Consider the following 18,704-nt stretch of genomic DNA (forward strand, 5'->3'; position numbering starts at 1 on the left):
CATCAAATGAAAGAAAAAGAACTTCATAGGGGGGTTGTTCCTTTTTTAAACTGCAAAGACCATTTGGTCTCAAACGAAACGTATGAGATCATGCTCAATCAACAAAATGAGATGTTGGTAACATCTCCAATTCCGGCTGATCTTGATAAGTACTACGAATCTGATGAATACCAATCTCATCACAATTCACAGAAAACATTTCTAAATTTTTTATACAATACGGTTAAGAAACAATCCTTCAAAAGAAAAAGAAAATTGTTTCAAAACGGAAAGCCTAATAAAACTGTTTTAGACATAGGAGCAGGAAATGGAGATTTTTTATTGTACTGTAGAGAAAATAAATTTGATGTTACCGGAGTAGAACCAAATGCAACTGCTCGAGAAATTGCAAAAGAAAAAGGGTTGACACTTCACGAAAGTTTAGATCATCTTCTTGATAAAAAATTTGATGTCATTACAATGTGGCATGTTTTAGAACATGTTCCTAATTTGTTTGAATGTTTAGAACAGCTTAAAAAAATGCTGAACAAAAACGGAAAGCTGATCATAGCAGTTCCTAATTATAAAAGTTACGACGCAAACTATTATAAAGAATACTGGGCAGCCTATGATGTTCCAAGACACCTATGGCATTTTTCAAAAAAGTCTATTCACAGACTTTTTGAATCTGTTCAAATGAAAGTAACTAAGATTCATCCAATGAAGTTCGATTCGTTTTATGTTTCTCTTTTAAGTGAAAAACACAAAACAGGAAAATCAAATTATTTGAAAGCTTTTTGGGTAGGATTGAAATCAAATTTGAAAGCAAGTCAAACAAAAGAGTATTCTTCACTCATTTACGAGCTTGAACACGCTTAAAAAGCTGTTTAAGGAGATTTCAAGCGGTTTTTAAGCCCTCAATGTAAAATCACCTTACAAAAAATAAAAAAAGCCTTAAAAAGGCTTTAAAAAAGAGGTTAAAATAAATAACTCTTATTGTTTTTTGTTTTTAATATAAGAAAATCTTATACAAGCAAAGTGATTCCAAAAACAGCAATGATAAAATAAACTGCCAATGACATCGCTCCGGCATAATCTTTTGCAAGTCGCTGACCAATTAATAAGAAAATTAATGTGAGAGCTGATAATTCAATTCCGTACAAAGCAAATTCTTTTGCTCCAGAAGTAACAAGCTCATAAATTCCATAGATCATAAAAACGGAAGCAACAACTTCTATTAAAACGATAACAGCCAATAATAAAGGAACACTGTTTTTTAATGGTGAATTTTTAAAGTGATCTTTGATAAAATCCAAATTTCCTTTCCAATCCGTCAACTTATCAATTCCGGATTGAAGAAAAGTAACGATCAAAAACAACAAGATTAAGATCTCTGCAGGGTATTTAGTTAGTATATCCATAGGTTAAAAGGTTTAGAACCACGAACGTTTGTTAGTTTGATATTGATAGATAAATTCTTCGTCCGTTTTGGTTAGATAGATAATACCTTCTATAATTCCAATAATTCCGGCAATACCACAGGTAATAATTGTTAATGCAATCTGAATTAATCCTTCTGCGGTATACCCCAAAACGAATTTATGAATACCGAGTTCTCCAAAAACAATTGCCAAAACACCGGCCAGAACTCTTTTACTTTGTTGCTCAGGAATAGGATTTCCTTGGTCGTCTACAACTCGCATACTTTTTTTAGATTGGTTGGTTGAGTAAAGTTATAAAAAAGCATCATCTTTTGGCTCCCACAATTCTATTTTGTTCCCATCACCATCTAAGATCCACCCGAATTTTCCGTAATCATATTCCTCCATTTTTCCCACGATGGTCACACCCTCTTCTTCAAGAACTTTAAGTAGTTCAACTAGGTTTTCTACCCTGTAATTAAACATGAATTCTTTTTTAGACGGAGCAAAATATGTAGTGTCTTTAGGGAACGGACTCCATTGCGTAGAAGCTTTGTTTCCGTCAGTATCTTTCCACCAAAAAGTACAACCCCAATCATCTGTGTTAAACCCTAAGTGTTTTTTATACCAATCTTTTGTTTTTCCGGGATCATCAGACTTAAAGAACAAGCCTCCGATTCCCGTAACTCTATTTTTCATATATTATCTTTTTACGTTCGTTTCGTAGATATCAATCCATTGATCTACAGTTAGTTTTGTTGCTAGTTCACCGATAAGATCATAAGGAATATCATCCATTTTTTTAAAGCGAATACAACTTTTCCCCATGTCTAATTTTCTCTTAGAATAGTTAGGGTATTCTGCAACAAACCAGTCTAATAATTCCTTTTGAGCATAGACTCCTGAATGATAAACAGCCACAAAATTCTTTTGGGACGCAATGTTCATAAAAGGCAAAGGAAGTTTGGGATCACAATGATAACCTCCGGGATATGTTGCATGTGGAACAACATAACCAATCATTCCGTAACTCATAGTTTCTTCAAAACCCTTAGGTAGATTTTTGTTAATCACTTCTCTTAATTTAGAAAGAACCTCTTGCCTTTCTTCAGGCAATTGACTGATATAATCGTCTGGTGAAGATGCTTCGTATTTCATACTGTGATATTTTATTTACGTTGTAAAAACAATGCTGAAATTAAGGAAATTATAAAGCCTAACACAAAAACGGTCATGAACATGATCAAGGTACTCATAAAAGTGCTGGAAAACAGCTCTTTTTGAGCTTCTAACTCCTTTAACTTTGCTTGAAAATCTACTTCAGAAAGAGAGTTTCTATATTTTTCAACCATGTGCGCATAATACTCGGCAGTAAATTCGGGATTGATAATTTCAACATACACTAGGTTGATAACCCCAAAAACAAGAGCAACGATCAAACTGATTAAAACGCCAATTTTTAAAGAACTTCCAAAAGAAATAATGCCTTCATTTTCTTTGTCTCTTTGATGTTTGATAGCAAAGAAGATAAAAGAAAGAGAAAGAATCATGGTAGTGTACCCAATAACTTCTCTGACAGAATAATCTAATCCTTGACCGATATACAAACCAAGAACGAATAAAACGGCAAGAGTAATACCGCCATAAGATCCATAACGTAGAACTGTTTTTTTCATGATGATAAATTTTTGAATTTGTTGACTCAAAAGTAGCTTTGCAGCTTAGAAACAGACTCATACTAAAGTACCAAAAGCCTTCTCCTTTCGTATAAATTTAGAGAATAATGTTCAATTCTTTCGCTTTTTGGAGAGCTTGGGTTCTTCTTTTCGCGTTCAATTTTACCAAAAGATTTGAAACATGGGTTTTGATGGTGCTCTCGGATAAAAAGAGTTTCTGACCGATTTCTTTGTTAGATAATCCTTGAGAGATGAGTTCTAAAACCTCATATTCACGATCTGTAATTTCTAGTTGTTTGATCTTTTTACGATCGATGGTTTGAGTCTCAGAAGAAGGTTTTTTGGATTTCCGATTGAAGTAAATTCCGACAAAGAAAGACAGAACAGCAACAAAAGCGATCAGAAATTCAACATCAAGATCACCGGAAATGATCGAGTAAGTACTCAGTTGAAAGAGCACAAGCAGAGCTATAATTAGAGCACTAAAAACAAAGATGGTTTTCTTCACCTTAGCAATTTAGCAAAATTTCGCTTTGATCTTATCTACGATAGTTTGTGCTAGTTTTTCCTTGCTTTCTTGAGTCCAACCCGCCACATGAGGCGAAAGGATCACATTTTCTGAAGCAATCAAGTATTGAAAATCTTCAGGAAGTAGACCTGTAAATAAATTTTCGAACGAAGATTTTTCATACTCCAAAACATCCAATCCGGCTCCCAAGATTTTTCCTGCTTTAAGAGCATCAACAAGATCTCTGGTAACCACACTCTTTCCTCTGGCTGTATTAATGAACCAAAAAGGTTTGTGAAAAGCATTGATAAAACGTTCGTTGATCATATTGATGGTTAGTTCAGTTTGAGGTGTATGTAAGCTCAAAACATCAGCACTTTCTTGGAGGGTTTCTAATGAAACTTGAGTAGCATTTTCATCAGATAAACCTGTTTTCAGGTCATGAAAGATCACATCAACATCAAACCCACGAAGTTTTTTAGCAAAGGCCTTTCCCATGTTTCCATAACCGATGATTCCAACCGTTTTTCCGTCCAATTCAATACCTCTATTTTCCTCGCGTAACCACAACCCTTTTCTCACTTCATCATCCGCTTTATTAAGCTTGTTAAAGAGCGATAATAACATTCCTAACGAATGTTCTCCTACAGCATTTCTGTTTCCTTCCGGAGCAGCAATAAGAGCAATTCCCTTTTTTTCAGCATAATCACAATCAATATTTTCCAGTCCGGCACCTACTCTACCAATAAATTTTAGCTGAGAAGCCTTATCTAGAAAAGAAGTATCAATACGAAAGCGACTTCTAATAATAACACCATCGTACAGATGAATTTTATCCTCTATAATCTCTTTTGAGGAAGTATAATCTTCATGATTTTCAAATCCAAGATCTGAAAGTTGTTGAATAAGTAAAGGGTGATTTGTATCGAGATGTAGAACTTTCATTATTTCATTTGCTCATTAATCAATTATCTCATTGATACATTGAGTTAATATTGTTCCTTTTCATTCGGGAAATCGTGACTTTTTACATCAGATATGTAGCTTTCAAAAGCGTTGGTCATTTCGGCGTGTAGATCTAAATATCTACGTAAAAAACGAGGGTTGAACTCATGTGTCATTCCCAACATATCATGTGTTACCAACACCTGTCCGTCTACGCCTCCACCGGCACCAATTCCTATAACCGGGATACTGATAGATTTTGCTACTTTTTCGGCCAAAGCAGCAGGAACTTTTTCTAAAACCAATGCAAAACAACCCAATTGCTCTAGTAGTTTGGCATCTTCTATCAACTTATTAGCCTCCTCTTCTTCCTTTGCTCTAACAGTATAAGTTCCGAATTTATAAATAGATTGTGGAGTTAAACCCAAATGACCCATCACAGGAATTCCGGCAGTTAAAATTCGAGAAATCGACTCAGAAATCTCACTTCCACCTTCTAACTTTACTGCGTGCCCACCTGATTCTTTCATAATTCGAATGGCAGAATCCAAGGCATTTTTAGAATTTCCTTGGTAAGTTCCAAAAGGAAGGTCTACAACAACCAAGCAACGTTCTACAGCTCTAATAACAGAACTTGCGTGGTAGATCATTTCATTTAAAGTAATTGGCAATGTTGTTTCATGACCCGCCATAACATTTGAGGCAGAGTCTCCAACAAGGATCACATCAATTCCGGCACCATCTACAATTTTTGCCATGGTATAATCATAAGCTGTCAGCATAGAGATCTTTTCTCCATTGGCTTTCATTTCAACTAAAGATCGTGTGGTAATCCTTTTGTATTGCTTTTTCGCTACAGACATGTCAGTTGTTTTTAGATTTTGTAAAAGTAGTAAATATCAACAGAACAAAATCTAGTTAATCTTACGTTAATGTTGATTTTGAAAAAGAAAGAAACAGCTAAAATTTGATAGTTTTACCCCATAAAATCAACAAACTATGTCTAGAATTATCGTATTGCTACTACTATTAGTTAGCACAAACATTGTCAATGCACAGCAAGAAGAAAAAGAAAAAAGCGCCATAAAAAACGTAATCGAAACCTTTTTTGATGGATTACATAAAGGAGATTCTACCATTATGAAGAAAACTCTTCATAAAGACATTAAGATCCAAACAACTTTTACCAACAGAGAAGGAAAAAAAATGTTGAGAACAGAAACAAGAGATCGACTTTTGGCAAATGTTTCTAAAAAGAAACCTACAGATAAGTATTTTGAAAAACTATTGTCATACGATATCAAAATAGATGGAAATCTTGCCTCTGTTTGGACTCCGTATGAGTTCTATTTAAACGATAACTTTAGTCATTGTGGAGCAAATTCCTTTCAACTATATAACAACAACGGAACTTGGGAGATCATCTACTTAGTTGATATGAGAAGGCGAGGAAATTGCAAAGCATTAAAAGACAAAAAATAATGTATATTTGAGTTTTCATATTCAATGGCCCAACCAACAGTTGCATCACATCAATTAGACCCTAACCAATGGATAAGCAAATATTCTGACTATTTGTTTAACTATGCTATTGTAAGGGTTAACAACCACGATTTGGCAAAGGATCTTGTACAAGAAACCTTTTTTGCCGGATTAAAGTCTGCAAAGAATTTTGAAGGAAAATCAACAGAAAGAACTTGGCTGATCTCTATTTTAAAGAGAAAGATCATCGATTATTACAGAAAGATCAACTCTAAAAAAGGGCAAGCCGAAGTTCGTATGAATTTCTATGAAGATGGAGATAATGAAGGAAATTGGATTGAAGAAAGGGTGCCACAAACATGGGAAAATGAAGCAGAGAAGAGAATAGAATCAAGAGAGCTTCACAACCAAATAGATGATTGTATAGATTTTCTGCCTGAAAAATATGCGATGGTTTTTCGAATGAAAACGATTCAAGAATTTGATACAGAAGATATTTGTAAGGAACTAGATATAACTCCGTCAAACCTTTGGGTTATTATCCACAGAGCTAGAACTCAGTTAAGAAAATGTTTAGAGGAGAACTGGTTTAATAATTAAGGAAATGTTTAAAAAGCTAGAAATCACATGCGATGAAGCAACGACCATATGTGACAAAAATCAATATGGTGAAGCTACTCTTTTAGAGAAAATAAAGCTGAACATACATTTTTTAAAATGTAAGATTTGTGCTTTATATACAAAACAGAACGCGTTGCTTACAAAAATGTACAAGAAAAAGGCACATGCAGATCAACATAAATCTGCAACGCTCTGTATGAGCGAAGAAGAGAAAGAAAAGATGAGAAAAGAGCTGGAGAAACTAAGCGCTTAACTCTACTGTCTTTATAAGAAATACAACGAAGTTTATAATTATAGACTTCGTTTTTTATTGACCCTCACTGAGGGTTTTTGTATTTTAGCAGCATCGTATTTTACACATCAAGATGAATTTCTTACCCGAAAAAATAGATTCCTATGTAGTTGCTCATTCGCAACAAGAGCCTACAGTTTTAAAAGAATTGAGTAAAGAAACCTGGCAAAAGGTTTTAAACCCAAGAATGTTAAGCGGTGCTTTTCAAGGAAGAGTATTGTCGATGATCTCTAAGTTAATTGCACCAAAGAACGTCTTAGAAATAGGGACTTATACAGGGTATTCAGCGATTTGTATTGCTGAAGGTTTGGCGAAAGAAGGAATGATACACACGATCGACAAAAATGAAGAGTTAGAAGACCTTCAAAACAAATACTTTGAAAAATCGGGATATCGTTCTAACATCAAACAATATGCAGGAAATGCATTAGAGATTATTCCAACAATTGAAGAGAAATTCGACCTTGTTTTTATTGACGCTGATAAATCTAACTATCCCAACTATTTTCACTTGGTAATCGACCAAATGAACCCAGGAGGAATCATATTATCAGACAATGTTTTGTGGAGCGGAAAAGTAGTTGAAGAACTAGATCCTAAAGATATAGATACGAAAGCTTTATTAGAATACAACCAGCTACTAAATACAGACTCAAGAGTAGAAACGGTTGTGTTGCCAATACGAGATGGTTTGACTATTTCAAGAGTGAAGTAAGACTATCTATTTCTTTTAATAGGGCCTGTTAGGTCGTCGATATTGTCCTTTACTTCACTGATCTCTTTGTTGATATCTGAAGCTAAATCGGTATCTATACCTTGATTTTTGGCACTTTCGTTGATCTCTTTTTTGATGTCGTTGGTTGCATTTTTGATCTGACTCATTCCTTTTCCTAAGCCTCTGGCTATTTCAGGAATTTTATCTGCACCAAAGAACATTACCACGATCAATAAGATGATAAAGATTTCAGGTCCGCCAATAAATAAAAAAGTTCCCATCATAATTCGATACAAAGATAGTTATTTCTTTACCAACATTCGCTTGATTTCGTTTAACTTCATCAAGGCTTCTATAGGAGTTAACGCATCTATATTGGTCGATAGTATTTCTTCACGAATATCTTCTAATAAAGGATCGTCTAATTGGAAAAAACTTAATTGAAGATCGTCATGCTGAACCTCTTTTAAAGTTTCTTTTACCTCTTCGTTTGTATGATTTTTTTCTAACTGAGTTAAGATTTTAGAAGCTCTGTGAATTACTTGATTTGGCATTCCGGCTAACTTAGCTACATGAATACCAAAACTGTGATTGCTCCCTCCTACAACCAGTTTTCTCAAGAAGATAATAGTATCTTTTAGTTCTTTTACAGATACATTAAAATTCTTGATTCGTTCAAAGGTTGTGGTCATTTCATTTAACTCATGGTAGTGAGTTGCAAACAACGTTTTTGCTTTGGAAGGGTGTTCGTGCAAGTATTCTGCAATGGCCCATGCAATAGAGATTCCGTCATAGGTAGATGTTCCACGACCAATCTCGTCCAACAAGACCAAACTTCTGTCGGAAATATTGTTCAAAATAGAAGCCGTCTCGTTCATTTCTACCATAAAGGTCGACTCACCCATCGAAATATTATCGCTGGCTCCTACACGTGTAAATATCTTATCTACCACTCCTATTCGAGCATTCTGTGCAGGAACATAAGAACCCATTTGTGCTAGCAAAACAATCAATGCTGTTTGACGTAGAATAGCCGATTTACCCGACATATTAGGCCCGGTAATCATCATCACCTGTTGCTGATTTCTGTTCAACACAATATCATTGGCAATGTATTCTTCTCCAATTGGTAATTGCTTTTCAATAACCGGATGACGCCCGTTTTTGATCTCGATATCAGTACTGTCATCTACAATTGGACGCACATAATTATTATCAATAGCCAATCTGGCAAAAGACAATAGCCCATCTACCTTGGCAATGGTTTGTGCGTTTTGCTGAATAGGATTCACAAACTCAATGATGTATTGAACCAACTCAGCAAACAACTGTTGCTCTAATTCCTGAATCTTTTCCTCAGCACCCAAGATCTTGGTTTCGTATTCTTTGAGTTCTTCGGTAATATATCGCTCTGCATTTACCAAAGTTTGTTTACGAATCCACTCTTCAGGCACTTTATCTCTGTGTGTATTTCTTACTTCTATATAATATCCAAACACATTGTTGAAAGCGATCTTTAAACTAGGAATTCCTGTTCTTTCCGTCTCTCTTTTCAACATGTTGTCTAAGTACTCCTTTCCTGAATTAGAAATAGCGCGTAAATCATCTAGTTCTTGAGAAACTTCATGAGCAATCGCATTTCCTTTGTTGATGTTTACCGGAGCGTCATCAAACAATGTTTTCTCAACTTTTTCAATAACATCCGTACAATCAGTAAACTGATTTCCAATACTTTTTACCGAAGCGTTTTTGCTTTGCAAAGCAGCTTCTTTTACAGGAAGAATGGCTTTCAAAGAGTTCTTTAATAAAACCATTTCTCTTGGAGAAACTTTTCCTGTTGCTACCTTAGAAACCAAACGTTCTAGATCACTGATCTGCTGAATTTGATATTCGCAAATCTCTCTAAAATCGTCATTCTCAATAATATATTTTACCAGATCATGACGTAGTTGAATCTCTTCAATATTCTTTAAAGGTAGTGCCAACCAGCGCTTTAACAAACGACCTCCCATAGGAGAAATCGTTCTGTCAATTACATCCAAAAGAGTGACTGCATTAATAGCGGTAGAATGATACAGTTCTAAGTTGCGAACCGTAAATCTGTCCATCCACACATAATGATCTTCTGCAATTCTGCTGATGTTTTGAATGTGCTGTAGTTTGTTGTGTTGTGTTTCCGATAAGTAGTACAACACGGCTCCGGAAGCTACAATACCTTCTGTAAGTTCATCTACCCCAAAACCTTTTAAAGAACCTACTTTAAAATGACCTTCTAAGGTTTCTCTTCCGTAATCTTGCTGAAATACCCAATCGTCTAAATAAAAAGTGTAAAAACGATCTTCAAACAACTCTTTAAAACGTTGTTTGTTCTGTTTTTCAACTAGTACTTCAGAAGGGCTAAAGTTTTGCAATAACTTATCGATGTATTCTTCATTTCCTTGAGCCAATAAAAACTCACCCGTAGAAACATCTAAAAAAGAAACACCCAATAGTCGTTTTCCAAAATGAACGGCAGCCAAAAAGTTGTTGGACTTGGATTGTAGTACTTCATCATTCAAAGAAACTCCCGGAGTCACCAGCTCGGTTACACCTCTCTTTACAATCTTTTTAGTCAGCTTAGGGTTTTCTAACTGATCACAAATGGCAACTCTTAATCCGGCTTTTACCAATTTTGGTAAATAGGTATTTAGCGAGTGGTGTGGAAACCCCGCTAAAGCCGTTTCGCTTTCACTTCCGGCGCCTCTTTTGGTTAAAATAATTCCTAAAACCTCAGCGGCTTTTTTTGCATCATCACCAAATGTCTCATAAAAATCTCCTACTCGAAACAACAGGATCGCATCAGGGTATTTAGCCTTGATAGAGTTGTATTGTTTCATTAAAGGAGTCTCCTTTTTCCCTTTTGTTTTTGCCAAGTTTTTGGAATTTTTCAGTTAGTTTTACCATCACTAACAATTAGCGTTTAAAAGTACATGAATTTTTTCATTTGTATTCGGTGAATTTTCAAATGAAACAAAAATATATGAACAAAAAACGCTTAGATTTTATAGAAGAAAGACAGAACTTTTTATGAGAAAACTACGGAATAACGAACTAGGAAGAATCTCTGTTGATGAGTTTAAAGAAACTCAAAAAACACCCATTATTGTGGTGTTGGATAACATTCGTAGTTTGAACAATGTAGGCTCTGTTTTTAGAACCAGCGATGCTTTTTTAATTGAGAAGATCTACTTGTGTGGTATTACGGCAACACCTCCTAATAAGGAAATTCACAAAACAGCTTTGGGTGCTACCGAGTCTGTAGATTGGGAATACAGAGAAGACGCCTTAAGTCTGATTAAAGAACTGCAAGAACAAGGCGTAAAAGTTGCTTCTATAGAACAAGCCGATCAGAGCATCATGCTAAATTCCTTTGCTCCAGAGCCAAAAAAGCGGCTAGCAGTGGTGTTTGGAAACGAGGTAAAAGGCGTGCAACAAGAGGTGGTTTCTGCCTCAGATTACTGTCTGGAAATCCCTCAGTTAGGCACCAAACATTCCTTGAATATCTCTGTGAGCTGCGGGGTAGTTTTATGGGACCTGTTTCTTAAAATTTCCTAAAATCTTTTGATTTTAACATTCATTCTTCTAACTTTAAAGAACAGTATCCCTAATTATTAACCCTAAAACAAAGGATTATGGACATTAAAAAAACACTCAGAGAATTACAAATGATGAATCTTCGTGACACTGGAGGAACTGGTGTCGGTGGCGGCGGAACCGGTACTGGTGGATCTGGCGGGTCTGGCGGAGGAGAAGGCGGCGGCGGAAAACTTTAAAACATCAAACACCTGAAAAGGTGTTTTTCCTTTTTTATGAAACTATTCCCTATTTTTTTCTTGATTTCTTTTTTGTGTTTTGGTCAAAATATTGATCAAAAGCGAGATTCTATTATCCAAACAGGACTTGATTATTACTTCAAGAGAGATACTGTAGGATTAAAAGAATCCAATATACTTCTCAAAGAGCTTTATGAAAGCTACGGAGACTCACTTTCTTTAGCTAAAATATATCACTTTAAAGCACTTAAATTTAGAATTCAATATCGTCTAGACAGCTCTTACTATTATTACCATCAATCAAAAGACATATCCAAACAAATTAACGATTCTTTGGAAGTAGGTAGAAGGCTGTTAAGTATGGCTTATATGCAAAATGACGAAAGAGATTATGTAGGAGCTAAGGATGTAGCTATAGAAACATTAAGATATTTAGAACCTTTAAAAGAAATTAGTTACACTGGGGATGGATATAATATACTAGGCAATATACTCACAAACTTAGGGGAATATAATGAAGCTAGAAAATCATATTATAAATCTCAGGAAATTTTCAAATTACATAAAAACGAAAACTTTAAAGAAGGATGGAATTTGTTTTTATTAAATAATATTGGGAACACTTATCTTTTAGAAGGCAATCACACTAAAGCAATAGAATATTTAAATTTAGGTTTAAACAGTATTTCAGATAAAGAAAAAAGGTTTAATCAATACATTCTCCTTCTCGGAAACTTGGCAGATTGTTTGTATGAAATAGATGAAAAACAAGAAGCTTGGGAAAAATATTTATTGATTTTAGATTTAAGAGAAAAAGCAAAGAACACATACGGTTTAAGTCTTTCTCACAATGGTCTTTCTCAACGGTTTTTAGAAGAGGGGAATAGAATCAAAGCTAAATATCATGCAGAGAAAGGATATGAATTAGCTAAAAAAGTCAATAACAATGCAACCCGCCTTTCTGCTCTGCTAAAACTAGGAGAATTAACTAATGGCTTACAATCCAAACAATATTATCAAGAATACGCTCAATTAAACGATAGTTTGAATAAGCGAGAACGTTATTTAAAAGGTCAATTTGCTTTAGTTCGTTATGAAACGGAAAAGAAGGATAAGCAAAATGAAAAACTTAGAATAGATAAAGAAGAACAAGAGCGAGAAACAGAAAGGCAACGTCAACAAAAACTGATTAGTTGGCTGGCTTCCGGATTAGCAATTTTAGGACTTGGTTTTAGTTATGTTTATTTTAGAGCGAGAAGAAAGAAATTGATGTACGAAGCTCAGCTACAAAAAGCATCTGTTCGTGAAGAAGAACGTCAGCAAATAGCCAAATCATTGCATGATGAGGTAGCCGGAGACCTGAGAATGCTGCACCAAAAACTCTCGAAAACAGAACTTCAAAAAGAGGCAGACAATCTGGAAAAGATCAAAGAGAACGTACGAAACTTATCTCATCAATTGAGTAGTGTAAGCTTTGATGAGGTGTCTTTTAAAGATCAGATCGTAAACCTAATTGCTGATTCGTTTTCACCATCTTTTAGAATTTCTACGGAAGGAATCAACGATATTGGTTGGAAAGAAATCAATAATACACTCAAAAGAACATTGTATTTATGTATTAGAGAAAGTCTCCAAAATACACTCAAATATGCAGAGGCGAGTAAATTTTTTATTCATTTTTCTATAGAAAAGAAAGAAATCGTGCTACTTTTGAAAGATAATGGAAAAGGGTTTGACCTAACCAAAGGCAAAAAAGGGATTGGGTTAAAGAATTTAAAAGAGCGAGCTGAAGAGATTCATGGTTCTTTTGACATAGAAAGCTCGGAAGAGGGGACAAAAACTACGATACGTATTCCGATACATGGCAGATAAGATTAAAATTCTTGTTGTTGATGATCATCCTTTGATGATTGATGGTATTATCAATGCTTTAAAAAAGCATGATCAATACGAGGTGTCTTATTGCAACACCTGTGATGACGCCTACAAAAAATTGAAAGAAAATACTTTTGATGTATTGTTTACAGACTTGAGTTTTGAGAACTTGAATGATGAGTCGGAATTAGACGGTGGTGAGGCTTTGATCCGAAAGGTAAAAAGCGACGAGATTCCTGTTAAAATAGGCGTAGTTACCGGTCATACAGAAACCAATCGAGTGTTTAATGTAATCAACAACTTAAAACCCAATGCTTATATATTAAAAAGTCATTGCTCTGGAGATGAACTTCATTTTGCTGTTCAGCAAATGCTCAAAAACATGCCTTTTTATACTCACGAGATCCACCAAAAGATCTTAAAACGAAACATCGTTCAGATTCAAATGGACGAGGTAGCTATTCAAATTCTAAAAGAACTTCCTAAGCAAAGTAAGATTGTAAACCTGGAAGGGAAAATCAGAAAATCGGATGGAAATTTTATGAAAATCCGAGCTATTGAGAACAAATTAGCAAATCTTCGCATCGACCTAAATGCTAAAAATAATACAGATTTAGTTCTGAAAGCCAAGGAGTTAGGTATTATAGATTGATCTTTTTTTGCGGAAAATCGCACTTTAAACTGCAGAAAACCGCAATGTAGTGTCTCTTATTGTTTCTAAGTTTGATACTCTGAATGTTTTTAAAATAATACAAGCAGGGAATATTGCTGGTTACTTTAGGGGACGGTAATCAGAAAAAGGAAAAAGGAAATACCTCTCGATGCAAATCGAGGGGTTTTCTATTTTTTAGAAATGAAGCATCATCTTTGCGATCATAAAGAATAAGAAGATCCCAAAAATATCATTACTGGTTGTAATAAAAGGACCAGTAGCAATTGCAGGGTCTATCCCTCTTTTGTCTAGAATAATAGGAACAAAAGTACCGATCAGAGAAGCTACTATAATTACACAAAGCATAGAAATAGACACAGTATAGCTTAAATTGGCCTCTAAGCCCATTAAAGGAGCCACAGCAATCAAGATAACCCCTAAGACCAAACCATTAATTAAACTTAAGCCAACCTCTTTTAAAAGACGTTTCCACAAGCTTCCTTTTACATTGTCATTGGCCAAACCTTGTACGATAATTGCAGAAGATTGAACTCCTACATTTCCTGCCATTGCGGCAATTAAAGGAGTAAAGAAGAACAATTCTTTGTATTTGTTCATCGCGTTTTCAAAACCTTCCATAATAAACACACTACCCAAACCTCCAAATAAACCTAAGATCAACCATGGCAATCGTGCTTTTGTCAATTCCAGAATACTATCATCCGCCTCAACATCTTCTACAATACCCGCTGCTAATTGATAATCTTTATCGGCTTCTTCTTTCATAACATCTACCATATCGTCAATGGTAATTCTTCCTAGAAGAACATGTTCATCATCTACTACAGGAATGGCTTCCAAGTCGTATTTTCTCATCTTATTGGAAACCTCATCCAAGTCGTCATTAGCAAAAACGTAATCTACTTTTGGAATGTAAACCTCTGAGATGGCAGTTTTGGTTGAAGCGATCAACAGATCTTTTAGAGACAATCTTCCTTTGAGTTTTCCTTCGTTGTCAATTACATAGATAGAGTGAACACGAGTTACCTCTTCTGCCTGTGCACGCATTTCTCGAACACACTTCAAAACGGTCCAGTTTTCGTTCACTTTTACCAATTCTTTGGCCATCAAACTACCGGCAGTATCATCGTCATACGCTAAAAGCTCTTCAATTTCTTTGGCGTGTTCTTCGTCTTCTATTTGAGACATTACCTCTTCCTGACGTTCTTCTGAAAGCTCACCAATGATATCGGCAGCATCATCGGAATCCAGCTCTTCAACCTCCTCGGCAATCTCTTTAGCAGAAAGGTTCTTTAAGATCTTTTCTCGCACATCATCATCAACATCCATTAAAACCTCGGAGGTTTTTTCACTGTCTAATAATTTGATGATGTAAACGGCTTCGTCAAAAGAAAGTTCATCCAGAATTTCAGCAATATCTGCGTGGTGCATCTCTTCAAAATAAGAGATAAGCGCAGTATCGTTTGATGCTTCAATGTAGGACGTTACTGTTTCTAAAAGCTCTTTGGTAATTTCAAACGACATGATTTGCGATTTTATGCGTGAGTTCAATAAACTCGCTCACAGACAATTGTTCTGGACGCATCGCAAATATAGTATCTTCTTTTAAGGTATCCGAAAGATTGAAAGATTTTAAACTGCTTCGAAGCATTTTTCTTCTTTGGTTAAATGCAGTTTTTACAACTCTAAAAAAGAGTTTTTCGTCTACAGGTAATGTATAATCTTTCTTACGAGTAAGGCGAATAACACCCGACTCTACCTTTGGAGGTGGGTTAAAAACAGAAGCAGGAACCGTAAACAAATATTCTGCATCGTAAAAAGCTTGTGTTAGTACAGATAAGATACCGTAGATCTTGCTTCCTTCTTTGGCAGCTACTCGTTCTGCAACTTCTTTTTGAAACATCCCAGAGAATTCAGGAACAACATCTCTGTTTTCAATAGCTTTAAAAACGATCTGAGACGAAATATTGTAAGGAAAGTTTCCAATAATTGCTACTTGTTGCTGCTTAAAGAAACTTTTTAGATCCTGCTTTAGGAAATCTCCTTCTACGATCTGAAATTTTTCTGAAGAAGTATTTAGAGTGATGTACTCTTTTTTAAAATCGTCTTGCAAGAAAGCAACAGATTCCGAATCTAATTCCATCACGGTTACTTTGCTTTTCCCTTGTAATAAATACTTGGTTAACACACCCATTCCCGGGCCAATTTCCAAGATATTTTTATACCCTTCCTCAGAAAGAGAATTAGCAATCTTTTTTGCAATATTCTCATCGGTAAGGAAATGTTGACCTAAATGTTTTTTGGCTCTAACAGACATCTTAATTACTTACGCTTGTAGGGTAAAATTCGTTAACCACTTTTAATTCTGTTCTAAAAGCTACCATTTTATCAGCAAACTTTTTCATCCCGTCACTGCGGAGCTTTGGAGCATCAACTTTATAATATTCATCAAGATCTTCACGAGTTTTTGCTGTGTACTGAACGGAGTACGTTATTCCGCCCATTTCTTCTTCTACAAGAACCTGAGTCAATTTAGCTGAAACAAATTTTCCGGTGTCTAAAACTTCTTTGATATGTTCTTGAATCCACGAAAGCCATTCGTTATGAGCGCTCTCGTCAATATTGATTGTTACGTTGTATATGTACATGTTGTGATTAATGATTTAATGAAACAATGGGCTAGTGAATAAATTATTTCATTAACTCATTATTTAATTGATAGTATCCCCCCGCAATTCTCGGTATTTCTTTCTTGCATCTACAAGGTAGATGCTGGAAGGATATTCAAAAATAATCTTTTGGTAGTATTCTTTTGCCTTTTCCGGCAGATTTAATTGTTTATTGTAAAGTTCAGCCATTTCATAGTACACATCATCATTTAAAATACCCTGTGGGTCTAATGCCACCACTTTAGCAAATGTGAGAATAGCTTCATTATATTTCTTTTGCTTTACAAGTATCTGAGCTTGTTTAAAAAGAGCTTCGTCTTCTACAGGAAAACCTTTGTATTTGGATAGGATGCCGGTTAAAATAGTCATGGCTTCACTATCTTTATTTTGATAGGCAAGCAGATCGGCTCTGGCGTATTCTTTTAATCCGGAAGGGATAGAATCTTTAGGCTCATTATCTGAGATTACAAGAAAAAGATCTACAGCATCATTTGCGATTAATTGACTAGTTGACCCTTTAAGCACCTTTAGTTGAGCCATAGCCCATTTAAAATCTCCCTTAAAATATGAAGTTTGCGCAACCTTAAATCGAGCTTGCTGAGACAATGGATGATTTTTTAGCTTGGTTTGAACTTGTGAAAAGTAGATCAGAGCTTTGTTAAATCTTCCTGTAAAAACCAACACATCTCCTAATTTTAGTTTGATTCGAGCTTGTTGAAATTTAGACTTAGAAAAGCTCAATGCATTCTCTAGAATGTTCTCTGCTTTTTCCGGGTTTCCGGACTTGAAAGTCAAAAAATCTGCATAAGCAATTTGAAGCGGAATGGTTTTACTGTTGATGCCATAAGTGCTTAGCACAGTATCAAAACGTTGAGTGATATTTTTCTCTCCGGTTTCTATTCCAACTTTTAGAAGGTATAACTCTGCATTTAGTTTTTCATCAATAAAATTGGTGTTCTCTAGAAGAAAAGCAAAGCAATCTTTTGCGGCAGCGTAATCACGATCATTAAAAGCAATCTTTCCTAAGGTAATAATGTTATCTATGTATTCAGGGTTTCTTTTAAACAAAGCTTTTTCCTGAATAAATGCTTTTTGATATTCTTTTTGTTTTGCAAACAACCAGCTTAATAACTCGTTCCAAACATCTTTTGGATTGCTGACTGATTTTCGTAAAAGAGCTCTTTTTAAGGAAACATTATTTTCATTCTTGGAATCATCGGTAATGTATCTGCTGGTTAATCTTTGAACAGTTCCTAAGTAACTTTCATTTTGATCAACTAGCTCAATATAGGCACCAAACATTTTATCGAACTCACCTTTCTCACCATAGATTTGAGCTATTTGAAACTGATAATTAGCATTTTTATTCAGTTCCATTGTTTTTGTGTAGGCAATAATTGCATTGTCTAAAGAATTATTCTGTCGGAACATACGACCAATAATTCCTCCCAAACTAGGATTGATGTCTATAGAATTCAAGGCAATTTCATATTCTCTTTTGGCCAATATCATTTTTTGCTGACGCTCAAAATTATAGCCAATTTCTACATGCAAATATTTTTGCCCCGGATTGTTTTTTAGAGTTTCCCTCAAAAGAGTTTCAGCTTTTAAATATTGATCTGTTTCCTGAAAACAAGTGACCAATCTTTTTAAGTAAGTTGTATTAAAAGGGTTTCTTTTTAAGAGTGATTCATAAATCTGAGCTGCTTTTTTATACTCTCCCTGTCTCATGTAATCCTCAGCCAACATAAAGTTGTTTTGACTAAAGGCAAAACAGCTGTATAACAAGGCAATAATGATAAAAGCTTTCTTCATATGAAATCAAAGATATGCAACATATATGTTAATTTTTTATTAAACCATCATCTTTTCTGAGGGTATACTGTAACATTTTGGCACAATAATTGTCTTACTAGTAAATAACCAATCGAAACAAGAAAATGAAAGACTTAACTAGACAATACGAAACTGCCAAGCAAAACTCGATAGAGTTTATGAAAATGGGACAAATAAGCGACTATTTTAACGCGTTGCTT

General features: G+C 35.0%; 22 protein-coding genes. 8 read left to right on the plus strand and 14 right to left on the minus strand.

Translation table 11 applies throughout. The features are described 5' to 3' along the window. Nucleotides 1–6: 6 nt before the first annotated feature. Entirely contained in the window at nt 7–858 is an 852-nt protein-coding gene (locus ACFSRZ_RS06305) for a class I SAM-dependent methyltransferase (RefSeq protein WP_379665687.1), read from the plus strand. A 146-nt stretch (nt 859–1,004) separates the two neighbouring features. Here the strand turns inward: ACFSRZ_RS06305 and ACFSRZ_RS06310 are convergent, their stop codons facing one another. The 8 genes from ACFSRZ_RS06310 to panB all read right to left on the minus strand — a co-directional run bounded on the left by ACFSRZ_RS06310 (nt 1,005) and on the right by panB (nt 5,392). Further along, a complete protein-coding gene (locus ACFSRZ_RS06310; protein ID WP_379665688.1) occupies nt 1,005–1,400 on the minus strand; it encodes a DoxX family membrane protein in 396 nt (131 codons plus the stop codon). 12 nt (nt 1,401–1,412) lie between these two features. After that, complete coding sequence (locus tag ACFSRZ_RS06315; protein ID WP_379665689.1) at nt 1,413–1,682, minus strand: TM2 domain-containing protein; 270 nt, start codon at nt 1,680–1,682, stop codon at nt 1,413–1,415. A gap of 30 nt (nt 1,683–1,712) precedes the next feature. After that, the gene (locus ACFSRZ_RS06320; protein ID WP_379665690.1) at nt 1,713–2,099 is read right to left on the minus strand and encodes a VOC family protein; all 387 of its coding nucleotides are present in this window, start codon (nt 2,097–2,099) and stop codon (nt 1,713–1,715) included. Between the two features lie 3 nt (nt 2,100–2,102). After that, nucleotides 2,103–2,558 (minus strand): DUF1801 domain-containing protein, encoded by a 456-nt coding sequence (locus ACFSRZ_RS06325; RefSeq protein WP_379665691.1) that lies wholly within the window; start codon nt 2,556–2,558, stop codon nt 2,103–2,105. A gap of 11 nt (nt 2,559–2,569) precedes the next feature. After that, entirely contained in the window at nt 2,570–3,076 is a 507-nt protein-coding gene (locus ACFSRZ_RS06330; protein ID WP_379665692.1) for a DUF4199 domain-containing protein, read from the minus strand. Nucleotides 3,077–3,173: 97 nt separating this feature from the next. Then, nucleotides 3,174–3,584, minus strand: coding sequence for a response regulator transcription factor (locus tag ACFSRZ_RS06335; RefSeq protein WP_379665693.1), 411 nt, complete (start codon nt 3,582–3,584; stop codon nt 3,174–3,176). A 9-nt stretch (nt 3,585–3,593) separates the two neighbouring features. Further along, entirely contained in the window at nt 3,594–4,529 is a 936-nt protein-coding gene (locus ACFSRZ_RS06340; protein ID WP_379665694.1) for a 2-hydroxyacid dehydrogenase, read from the minus strand. Between the two features lie 44 nt (nt 4,530–4,573). Beyond that, nucleotides 4,574–5,392, minus strand: coding sequence for a 3-methyl-2-oxobutanoate hydroxymethyltransferase (gene panB, locus ACFSRZ_RS06345; RefSeq protein WP_379665695.1), 819 nt, complete (start codon nt 5,390–5,392; stop codon nt 4,574–4,576). A gap of 136 nt (nt 5,393–5,528) precedes the next feature. Between panB and ACFSRZ_RS06350 the strand changes: the two genes are divergently transcribed. The 4 genes from ACFSRZ_RS06350 (at nt 5,529) to ACFSRZ_RS06365 (ending at nt 7,639) form a co-directional block, all read left to right on the plus strand. Continuing rightward, nucleotides 5,529–6,011: a nuclear transport factor 2 family protein gene (locus ACFSRZ_RS06350; protein WP_379665696.1), complete on the plus strand. Its 483-nt coding sequence runs from the start codon at nt 5,529–5,531 to the stop codon at nt 6,009–6,011. 24 nt (nt 6,012–6,035) lie between these two features. Next, nucleotides 6,036–6,611: a sigma-70 family RNA polymerase sigma factor gene (locus tag ACFSRZ_RS06355; protein ID WP_379665697.1), complete on the plus strand. Its 576-nt coding sequence runs from the start codon at nt 6,036–6,038 to the stop codon at nt 6,609–6,611. A gap of 4 nt (nt 6,612–6,615) precedes the next feature. After that, nucleotides 6,616–6,885: a hypothetical protein gene (locus ACFSRZ_RS06360; protein WP_379665698.1), complete on the plus strand. Its 270-nt coding sequence runs from the start codon at nt 6,616–6,618 to the stop codon at nt 6,883–6,885. A gap of 112 nt (nt 6,886–6,997) precedes the next feature. Next, on the plus strand, nt 6,998–7,639 hold the full coding sequence (locus tag ACFSRZ_RS06365) for an O-methyltransferase (RefSeq protein ID WP_379665699.1): 642 nt from the start codon (nt 6,998–7,000) through the stop codon (nt 7,637–7,639). 2 nt (nt 7,640–7,641) lie between these two features. Here the strand turns inward: ACFSRZ_RS06365 and ACFSRZ_RS06370 are convergent, their stop codons facing one another. Both ACFSRZ_RS06370 and mutS read right to left on the minus strand, forming a co-directional pair. Then, nucleotides 7,642–7,923 (minus strand): Sec-independent protein translocase subunit TatA/TatB, encoded by a 282-nt coding sequence (locus ACFSRZ_RS06370; RefSeq protein ID WP_379665700.1) that lies wholly within the window; start codon nt 7,921–7,923, stop codon nt 7,642–7,644. Nucleotides 7,924–7,941: 18 nt separating this feature from the next. Continuing rightward, nucleotides 7,942–10,551 (minus strand): DNA mismatch repair protein MutS, encoded by a 2,610-nt coding sequence (mutS, locus tag ACFSRZ_RS06375; protein WP_379665701.1) that lies wholly within the window; start codon nt 10,549–10,551, stop codon nt 7,942–7,944. A gap of 154 nt (nt 10,552–10,705) precedes the next feature. Here mutS and ACFSRZ_RS06380 point away from each other — a divergent pair, with 154 nt between their 5' ends. The 3 genes from ACFSRZ_RS06380 (at nt 10,706) to ACFSRZ_RS06390 (ending at nt 13,978) form a co-directional block, all read left to right on the plus strand. Then, nucleotides 10,706–11,233 (plus strand): RNA methyltransferase, encoded by a 528-nt coding sequence (locus tag ACFSRZ_RS06380; protein WP_379665702.1) that lies wholly within the window; start codon nt 10,706–10,708, stop codon nt 11,231–11,233. A 278-nt stretch (nt 11,234–11,511) separates the two neighbouring features. Continuing rightward, a complete protein-coding gene (locus ACFSRZ_RS06385) occupies nt 11,512–13,323 on the plus strand; it encodes a tetratricopeptide repeat-containing sensor histidine kinase (protein ID WP_379665703.1) in 1,812 nt (603 codons plus the stop codon). After that, nucleotides 13,313–13,978: a response regulator gene (locus tag ACFSRZ_RS06390; protein ID WP_379665704.1), complete on the plus strand. Its 666-nt coding sequence runs from the start codon at nt 13,313–13,315 to the stop codon at nt 13,976–13,978. Before ACFSRZ_RS06385 ends, ACFSRZ_RS06390 begins: the two co-directional genes overlap by 11 nt. A gap of 195 nt (nt 13,979–14,173) precedes the next feature. On the opposite strand, the gene mgtE is transcribed toward ACFSRZ_RS06390, so the two are convergent. From mgtE to ACFSRZ_RS06410, 4 genes are all read right to left on the minus strand, one after another. After that, on the minus strand, nt 14,174–15,523 hold the full coding sequence (gene mgtE, locus ACFSRZ_RS06395) for a magnesium transporter (protein WP_379665705.1): 1,350 nt from the start codon (nt 15,521–15,523) through the stop codon (nt 14,174–14,176). Further along, entirely contained in the window at nt 15,513–16,316 is an 804-nt protein-coding gene (gene rsmA, locus ACFSRZ_RS06400) for a 16S rRNA (adenine(1518)-N(6)/adenine(1519)-N(6))-dimethyltransferase RsmA (RefSeq protein ID WP_379665706.1), read from the minus strand. Before rsmA ends, mgtE begins: the two co-directional genes overlap by 11 nt. 1 nt (nt 16,317) lies before the next feature. Next, nucleotides 16,318–16,647 (minus strand): DUF4286 family protein, encoded by a 330-nt coding sequence (locus ACFSRZ_RS06405; RefSeq protein ID WP_379665707.1) that lies wholly within the window; start codon nt 16,645–16,647, stop codon nt 16,318–16,320. Between the two features lie 63 nt (nt 16,648–16,710). Then, nucleotides 16,711–18,483 (minus strand): tetratricopeptide repeat protein, encoded by a 1,773-nt coding sequence (locus tag ACFSRZ_RS06410; protein WP_379665708.1) that lies wholly within the window; start codon nt 18,481–18,483, stop codon nt 16,711–16,713. Nucleotides 18,484–18,704: the final 221 nt, after the last annotated feature.

The sequence above is a fragment of the Pseudotenacibaculum haliotis genome, assembly GCF_042684245.1.
Classification (GTDB): Bacteria; Bacteroidota; Bacteroidia; order Flavobacteriales; family Flavobacteriaceae; genus Polaribacter; species Polaribacter haliotis_A.

Bases quoted from the DNA above. Each gene is read 5' to 3' on its own strand.
- panB (WP_379665695.1), bottom strand. From the start codon at position 5,392: ATGTCTGTAGCGAAAAAGCAATACAAAAGGATTACCACACGATCTTTA.
- ACFSRZ_RS06370 (WP_379665700.1), bottom strand. From the start codon at position 7,923: ATGATGGGAACTTTTTTATTTATTGGCGGACCTGAAATCTTTATCATC.
- ACFSRZ_RS06380 (WP_379665702.1), top strand. From the start codon at position 10,706: ATGAGAAAACTACGGAATAACGAACTAGGAAGAATCTCTGTTGATGAG.
- ACFSRZ_RS06310 (WP_379665688.1), bottom strand. From the start codon at position 1,400: ATGGATATACTAACTAAATACCCTGCAGAGATCTTAATCTTGTTGTTT.
- ACFSRZ_RS06410 (WP_379665708.1), bottom strand. From the start codon at position 18,483: ATGAAGAAAGCTTTTATCATTATTGCCTTGTTATACAGCTGTTTTGCC.
- rsmA (WP_379665706.1), bottom strand. From the start codon at position 16,316: ATGTCTGTTAGAGCCAAAAAACATTTAGGTCAACATTTCCTTACCGAT.
- ACFSRZ_RS06340 (WP_379665694.1), bottom strand. From the start codon at position 4,529: ATGAAAGTTCTACATCTCGATACAAATCACCCTTTACTTATTCAACAA.
- ACFSRZ_RS06325 (WP_379665691.1), bottom strand. From the start codon at position 2,558: ATGAAATACGAAGCATCTTCACCAGACGATTATATCAGTCAATTGCCT.
- ACFSRZ_RS06365 (WP_379665699.1), top strand. From the start codon at position 6,998: ATGAATTTCTTACCCGAAAAAATAGATTCCTATGTAGTTGCTCATTCG.
- ACFSRZ_RS06355 (WP_379665697.1), top strand. From the start codon at position 6,036: ATGGCCCAACCAACAGTTGCATCACATCAATTAGACCCTAACCAATGG.
- ACFSRZ_RS06320 (WP_379665690.1), bottom strand. From the start codon at position 2,099: ATGAAAAATAGAGTTACGGGAATCGGAGGCTTGTTCTTTAAGTCTGAT.
- ACFSRZ_RS06405 (WP_379665707.1), bottom strand. From the start codon at position 16,647: ATGTACATATACAACGTAACAATCAATATTGACGAGAGCGCTCATAAC.
- ACFSRZ_RS06390 (WP_379665704.1), top strand. From the start codon at position 13,313: ATGGCAGATAAGATTAAAATTCTTGTTGTTGATGATCATCCTTTGATG.
- ACFSRZ_RS06305 (WP_379665687.1), top strand. From the start codon at position 7: ATGAAAGAAAAAGAACTTCATAGGGGGGTTGTTCCTTTTTTAAACTGC.
- ACFSRZ_RS06350 (WP_379665696.1), top strand. From the start codon at position 5,529: ATGTCTAGAATTATCGTATTGCTACTACTATTAGTTAGCACAAACATT.
- ACFSRZ_RS06330 (WP_379665692.1), bottom strand. From the start codon at position 3,076: ATGAAAAAAACAGTTCTACGTTATGGATCTTATGGCGGTATTACTCTT.
- mgtE (WP_379665705.1), bottom strand. From the start codon at position 15,523: ATGTCGTTTGAAATTACCAAAGAGCTTTTAGAAACAGTAACGTCCTAC.
- ACFSRZ_RS06360 (WP_379665698.1), top strand. From the start codon at position 6,616: ATGTTTAAAAAGCTAGAAATCACATGCGATGAAGCAACGACCATATGT.
- ACFSRZ_RS06315 (WP_379665689.1), bottom strand. From the start codon at position 1,682: ATGCGAGTTGTAGACGACCAAGGAAATCCTATTCCTGAGCAACAAAGT.